This is a genomic window from Phocaeicola sp. (assembly GCF_057861905.1).
Window position 1 is genome coordinate 1 of record NZ_DBMACV010000116.1, and the last position, 5,285, is coordinate 5,285.

General features: G+C 39.9%; 6 protein-coding genes. 5 read left to right on the forward strand and 1 reads right to left on the reverse strand.

Annotated elements, in window-relative coordinates:
* The first annotated feature begins 54 nt into the window (after positions 1-54).
* From rpsM to rplQ, 5 genes are all read left to right on the forward strand, one after another.
* Entirely contained in the window at positions 55-435 is a 381-nt protein-coding gene (gene rpsM, locus ACZM60_RS14290) for a 30S ribosomal protein S13 (protein ID WP_340318875.1), read from the forward strand.
* 11 nt (positions 436-446) lie between these two features.
* Positions 447-836, forward strand: a complete 390-nt coding sequence (rpsK, locus tag ACZM60_RS14295; RefSeq protein WP_007567382.1) for a 30S ribosomal protein S11 — start codon at positions 447-449, stop codon at positions 834-836.
* A 119-nt stretch (positions 837-955) separates the two neighbouring features.
* Positions 956-1,561 (forward strand): 30S ribosomal protein S4, encoded by a 606-nt coding sequence (gene rpsD, locus ACZM60_RS14300; RefSeq protein ID WP_340318876.1) that lies wholly within the window; start codon positions 956-958, stop codon positions 1,559-1,561.
* Positions 1,562-1,572: 11 nt separating this feature from the next.
* On the forward strand, positions 1,573-2,565 hold the full coding sequence (locus tag ACZM60_RS14305) for a DNA-directed RNA polymerase subunit alpha (protein ID WP_294595362.1): 993 nt from the start codon (positions 1,573-1,575) through the stop codon (positions 2,563-2,565).
* A gap of 3 nt (positions 2,566-2,568) precedes the next feature.
* The gene (rplQ, locus tag ACZM60_RS14310) at positions 2,569-3,057 is read left to right on the forward strand and encodes a 50S ribosomal protein L17 (protein ID WP_294595360.1); all 489 of its coding nucleotides are present in this window, start codon (positions 2,569-2,571) and stop codon (positions 3,055-3,057) included.
* Positions 3,058-3,364: 307 nt separating this feature from the next.
* Here rplQ and ACZM60_RS14315 read toward each other — a convergent pair whose 3' ends face one another.
* Entirely contained in the window at positions 3,365-5,170 is a 1,806-nt protein-coding gene (locus ACZM60_RS14315) for a MutS family DNA mismatch repair protein (protein ID WP_340318878.1), read from the reverse strand.
* Positions 5,171-5,285: the final 115 nt, after the last annotated feature.

The window sequence follows — 5,285 nt, forward strand, 5'->3', positions numbered from 1 at the left end:
TATAAACAACGTCAAGGATAATTTATTATTTTTGCAAAAAAAATAATTTAGTATATGGCTATAAGAATAGTTGGTGTAGATTTGCCTCAGAATAAGAGAGGTGAGATTGCGTTGACATACGTATATGGTATTGGACGCAGTAGTTCAGCAAAGATTTTGGATAAGGCAGGTGTTGATCGTGACCTGAAGGTTAAGGATTGGACTGATGATCAGGCTGCTAAGATTCGTGAAATTATCGCTGCTGAATATAAAGTAGAAGGTGATCTTCGTTCAGAAATCCAGTTGAACATTAAGCGATTAATGGATATTGGTTGCTATCGTGGTGTTCGTCACCGTTTAGGTCTGCCCGTAAGAGGTCAGAGCACAAAGAACAATGCTCGTACACGTAAGGGAAGAAAGAAAACTGTTGCAAATAAGAAAAAAGCTACTAAATAATAATTGTTAATATGGCAAAAAAAACAGTCGCAGCTAAAAAAAGAAATGTGAAAGTTGATGCTAATGGACAGTTGCATGTACATTCATCATTCAACAACATTATCGTTTCTTTGGCAAACAGCGAAGGCCAGATTATTTCATGGTCTTCAGCAGGTAAGATGGGATTTAGAGGTTCTAAGAAGAACACTCCTTATGCAGCACAGATGGCTGCTCAAGATTGCGCTAAAGTAGCGTACGATCTTGGCCTGAGAAAGGTAAAAGCTTACGTTAAAGGTCCTGGAAACGGACGTGAGTCTGCTATCAGAACAGTGCACGGAGCTGGAATTGAAGTTACTGAAATTATCGATGTAACTCCATTGCCTCACAACGGTTGTCGTCCTCCTAAGAGAAGAAGAGTATAATAAAGATAACCTATTTAGATGTAACTTGATTTTGTTAAATAATGGATTGCAATTCCTTTCTGTAATCGCGGCTGCAACAAATTAAGTTCATTAATAACAATTAAATTTAAAATAAGAAAATGGCTAGATATACTGGACCAAAAACTAGAATTGCACGTAAATTCGGTGAAGCAATCTTTGGAGCAGATAAAGTTTTGTCTAAGAAAAACTATCCTCCTGGACAGCATGGTAACACTCGCCGTAGAAAAACATCAGAATACGGTGTCATGCTGGCTGAAAAGCAGAAAGCAAAATATACTTACGGAGTTTTGGAAAAACAGTTCCGTAACATGTTTGAAAAGGCTGCAAGTATGAACGGTATTACCGGTGAAATCTTGTTGCAGAACCTTGAATGTCGTCTTGATAACGTTGTGTTCCGTTTGGGTATTGCTCCTACTCGTGCAGCTGCTCGTCAGTTGGTTGGTCACAAGCACATTACAGTAGATGGTAAGGTAGTTAATATTCCTTCATTCTCTGTAAAACCTGGACAGCTTGTAGGTGTTCGTGAAAAATCTAAGTCTTTGGAAGTTATTGCTAACTCATTGGCTGGATTCAATCACAGCAAATATCCTTGGTTGGAATGGGATGAAAACTCTAAGACTGGTAAGTTGTTGCACAAGCCTGAAAGAGCAGACATTCCTGAAAACATAAAAGAACACTTAATCGTTGAATTGTACTCTAAATAATAATTAATTTCATGGCGATATTAGCATTTCAAAAACCTGATAAAGTATTAATGTTGGAAGCGGATTCCAAATTCGGAAAATTCGAATTCCGTCCGCTTGAACCCGGTTTCGGTATTACCGTAGGTAATGCTTTACGCCGTATTCTTCTCTCTTCATTGGAAGGTTACGCTATCAACACTATTCACATTGAAGGTGTTGAACACGAGTTCGCAACTGTTCCTGGAGTAAAAGAAGATGTCACTAACATTATCTTGAATCTGAAGCAAGTTCGATTCAAGCAAATAGTTGAGGAATTCGAAAATGAAAAGGTAAGCATTACCGTTGAGAATTCTACTGAATTTAAGGCAGGTGATATTGGTAAGTATTTGACCGGATTTGAAGTGTTAAATCCTGAATTAGTTATTTGCCATTTAGATTCAAAAGCAACTATGCAGATAGATCTTACAATCAACAAAGGTCGTGGCTATGTTCCGGCCGACGAAAACCGTGAATTCTGCACCGATGTGAATGTAATTCCTATCGACTCTATTTACACTCCGATTCGTAATGTCAAATATGCGGTAGAAAACTATCGTGTAGAACAGAAGACCGACTACGAAAAGTTGGTTCTGGAGATTACAACGGATGGTTCCATTCACCCGAAGGAAGCGCTGAAAGAGGCTGCTAAGATATTGATTTATCACTTCATGTTGTTCTCTGATGAAAAGATTACTCTTGAAACTTCAGATTCAGATGGCAATGAAGAATTCGATGAAGAAGTATTGCACATGCGTCAGTTGTTGAAGACCAAATTGGTTGATATGGACTTGTCAGTTCGTGCATTGAACTGTTTGAAGGCTGCCGATGTTGAAACATTGGGCGACTTGGTTCAGTTCAACAAGACAGACCTGTTGAAGTTCCGTAACTTCGGTAAGAAATCGCTCACTGAGCTTGATGATTTGCTCGAGAGTCTGAATCTGTCGTTTGGAACAGATATTTCTAAGTATAAATTAGATAAAGAATAAAAAATGAGACATAATAAGAAATTCAACCATTTAGGTCGTACTGCTTCTCACAGAAATGCAATGTTGTCAAACATGGCATGTTCTTTGATCAAGCACAAAAGAATCACTACGACTGTTGCGAAGGCTAAAGCTTTGAAAAAGTTCGTTGAGCCTCTGATTACAAAGTCTAAAGAAGACACTACAAATTCTCGTCGTGTTGTATTTAGCAACTTGCAAGATAAGTTCGCTGTAACTGAACTGTTCAAAGAAATCTCTGTAAAGGTTGCAGATCGTCCGGGTGGTTACACTCGTATTATCAAGACTGGTAACCGTTTGGGTGATAACGCAGAAATGTGTTTCATCGAATTGGTTGACTACAATGAGAATATGGCTAAGACAGCTGCTAAGAAAGCTACTCGTACTCGTCGTTCTAAAAAATCTGCTGCAACTGAGGCACCTGCTGCTGAAGCAACTGCAGAAGCTACTACAGAGGAAGCCCCTAAAGCTGAATAATTCTGTAAACGCTATATATATTAAAAGCCGGAGTTCATTTGGACTTCGGCTTTTTTTATGATACGGGATATCTATAACTTCCTGAAGAATGATAAAATTTCACTGTTTTTAGCTCTCTGAGGGGCTTTTATGTGTAATGGCTATCATTTTTATTGTCTTCACTCCTTATCGCTTTGCAGGAGGCTTTTCTGTGTCTTAAACGGATACATTTATAAACTATTGCCATACGAAGGGGTGATTGCAGACTTTATTGGGCTTTTTCATTGAAAATATTACTCGTTTTTACCCTTCACGCCCTTCACATGTTTCATTCATCTTGTATTATGATTCCCATTTTTCTCATAAGGAAGCAAGCATTCATATTTTGTGCTACGCCTTCCCGTAATTTATAAGAAAAGCTAAGTTCGTTTTCCTTTATGTCAGCCTCGAAGCAGTAATTACGTATCTTGTCGGGGAACTGTTCAGCAAGGGTACCCAACAATAAATCGTGTGTGGCAATAATACCATTAGTTTGCAGATGCATAAATTGGCGTATCAAGTCGAGCGAGCCTTTCTGCTTGTCGGCCGAATTGGTTCCTTTCAATATTTCATCCAGGATGATGAATAGCTCATGCCCTTCATTTAGTAAATCGATGATACGTTTCAGTCGCTTGAGCTCGGCGAAGAAATACGATTCATTATCCGTAAGCGAGTCGGATGTACGCAGACTGGTAATTAACTGTGCAGGATATAGAGTCAATTGTTTGCAACATACCGGACAGCCGATACATGCAAGTAAATAATTAACCCCAATCGTACGCAGATATGTACTTTTTCCTGCCATATTAGCTCCGGTTATAATTAGGAAAAACGGTCGTGACGGTATCAGGGCATCGTTCTTTACACATTGTTCGGCAGGCATCAGCGGATGTCCCATAGCGGTCGCTATAAACTGGAAGGGCTTGTCTGAAATAGAAGGATAGCTATAGTCCGGATGATTATAGGCAAAAGTCCCTAACGAGCAAAGAGCATCAAGCTCTCCAACGGTTTCCAGCCATTGCATCAGATGATGACCGTATCGCTCTTTCCATCGCTCGATACGTACTACCTGTCGTAGCTGAAAGAAAATACTACCTTCCAGTATGACATAAAGTAACTGGTTGTTACGCAGATCCAGTCTGTCGAGTTCTTTGGATAGTTGCATCAAAGCCTCGGCCGGCGAATGTCCGTCAATGTTCAGTCGCTCTATTAGTTGTTGTACTTCGGCAGATTTCCATACTTGTTGGCGGGCAAGTGCAATCAGTTTGGCATAACTGTTCAGAGTTTTCAATTTCTCGCCATATGTTTGCTGTACAAGAGTCGCCTTTTTGATGACGGCAAAGCTGATAATCACAAATAGCATAAACATTAATCCGAACCAGCTTATAGAGCAAATACCCGTCAGTCCTCCTGCAAGCAATGCGATGTTGATGAGGGGAACTCCCCATAAGGTTAGCTTTACCCATGTGGCATGCAACAAATTGGAGGGGCTTTCACTCCATCGGCGTATTTCCTCTACGTCGGATGTCTTTCCGTGATTAACCAATCCCGTGATACGGAATTCTTCGCGAAACTCGTTTCTTTCGCTCATATCCCTTACACCCTGCTGGCGAAGTTCTATCAACTCTTTTTGAGTCAAGTGCTCCTGCATCCATCGGGCAAGAGTTTGTTTTCCGATGTGCGTACATGTACGGTTTATGGCCTGAAACAACGAATTTCGTCCAAACAAATCGAGGTCGAATGAGTATGGATGTTCTGGGTTGACAAATTCTTTTCCCTCATCGAAGCCGGAAAAATCACCTTCCAGTCCTTTCAGTTCATTGCGGTTGATTTGCTCTTGAGTTTCCAACCATTCCTTTCGTGCGAAGAAACGGTTGTGTAGTTTTATAAGAGCCAGGAAAGGAAGAAATGTACAACATACCGCACCAATCAGTACCCCTGTTCCGGCATGAAATAATGCGATGACGGCCGTTATTCCGGCAAGAAAAAATACGATGCGTAGTAAACTGATATGGAGAATGCGTTTCTTTATATTAGTCAGTTCTTTTGCCGTTTCGGCTATTCGAGAAGTGTACCAGTCATTGGGAGTTATCATATGAAATAAAAATAACGTGAGTTCGGGATAAGAAAGTATCTTTAAAAGTTGGTAATCACCGAATTATTTTGTATATTTAAGTCTGACAAACAATTAATTACAAATTAACAACAAT

Excerpts from the sequence above, each read along its gene's own strand:
- rpsM (WP_340318875.1), top strand. The coding sequence starts at position 55 with ATGGCTATAAGAATAGTTGGTGTAGATTTGCCTCAGAATAAGAGAGGT.
- rplQ (WP_294595360.1), top strand. The coding sequence starts at position 2,569 with ATGAGACATAATAAGAAATTCAACCATTTAGGTCGTACTGCTTCTCAC.
- ACZM60_RS14315 (WP_340318878.1), bottom strand. The coding sequence starts at position 5,170 with ATGATAACTCCCAATGACTGGTACACTTCTCGAATAGCCGAAACGGCA.
- rpsD (WP_340318876.1), top strand. The coding sequence starts at position 956 with ATGGCTAGATATACTGGACCAAAAACTAGAATTGCACGTAAATTCGGT.
- ACZM60_RS14305 (WP_294595362.1), top strand. The coding sequence starts at position 1,573 with ATGGCGATATTAGCATTTCAAAAACCTGATAAAGTATTAATGTTGGAA.
- rpsK (WP_007567382.1), top strand. The coding sequence starts at position 447 with ATGGCAAAAAAAACAGTCGCAGCTAAAAAAAGAAATGTGAAAGTTGAT.